The sequence below is a fragment of the Acidovorax facilis genome (assembly GCF_023913775.1).
Lineage (GTDB): Bacteria > Pseudomonadota > Gammaproteobacteria > Burkholderiales > Burkholderiaceae_C > Acidovorax > Acidovorax facilis.
Window position 1 is genome coordinate 1 of the sequence record NZ_JAMXAX010000311.1, and the last position, 925, is coordinate 925.

The 925-nt window shown below is 59.0% G+C and carries 1 protein-coding gene; it reads right to left on the reverse strand.

Annotation, left to right across the window (positions count from 1 at the left end; all coding sequences use genetic code 11):
• The coding region (locus NFX52_RS30355) for an IS481 family transposase (protein WP_252636011.1) at positions 1-844 on the reverse strand (844 nt) is incomplete at its 3' end.
• Positions 845-925: the final 81 nt, after the last annotated feature.

Here is a 925-nt window from a genome sequence, read left to right on the forward strand (position 1 = left end):
ACAGGGCCACATAGCGCAGCAGGGTTTGCTCCATGTCTTCGCGGCTGTTGAACCTGTGGGTCTTCAAAACGTCCGCAATGCGGCCGTTAAACCGCTCAACCATGCCGTTGGTTCTGGGCGTCCTGGGCTTGGTCAATCGGTGCTCTATGCCCAGTTCCTGGCACAGTTGATCGAACTCATGGTTGCCGCTGGGTTCGCGTTCCTTTCTGGCAAACAGACGGTCCGTGAACTCTTTGCCGTTGTCGGTCAGCAGCTTGTTGATCCTGATCGGACAGGCCTTGTGCAATGCCTTGAGGAAGGCCTGTGCACTGGCAGCTGTCTTGTTGGCCTTGAACTGCACGAACACCCATCGCGTGGCCCTGTCGATGGCCACGAACAGGTAGCGCCGGCTGCTCTCATCCTGCATCTGGGGCAGGTACTTCACATCCATGTGCACGTAGCCTGGCTCGTAGCTCTTGAAGGCCTTGTAGGCCAGCGCAGGCTGCTGGGGCTTTAGAGCATTGAGGTTGCCCGCTCCATGGCGGCGCAAGCACCTGTCCAGCCCGGAGCGCGAGACATGGGGACAGATGAACTCCCGTGTCACGGCCAGCAGGTCATCCAAAGGCAACAGCAAGGTACGCCGCAAGTGAACCACCACTGTTTCTTGTGCTGGCGTGAGCACGGTCTGCAGGTGGTGGGCAGTGTGAGAGCGGTCTGCAAAGACGGAACGCTTCTTCCACTTGTAGACCGTCTGCTCAGTGATCCCAAAGCGCTGGGCCAAGACGCTGGCTGGTTCATCGCTGGCTGCGATCTCGGCACGCACGGCGGGCGTGGTGCGGGCGTTCTTGTGCAGGGCTATCAACATGGCTTCACTCCCTGGGTGGATTGCAAGGACTCTATCAACTCCTTTAGAACCGCTCGCGCCATGAAGAGTGGATAGCGTTTG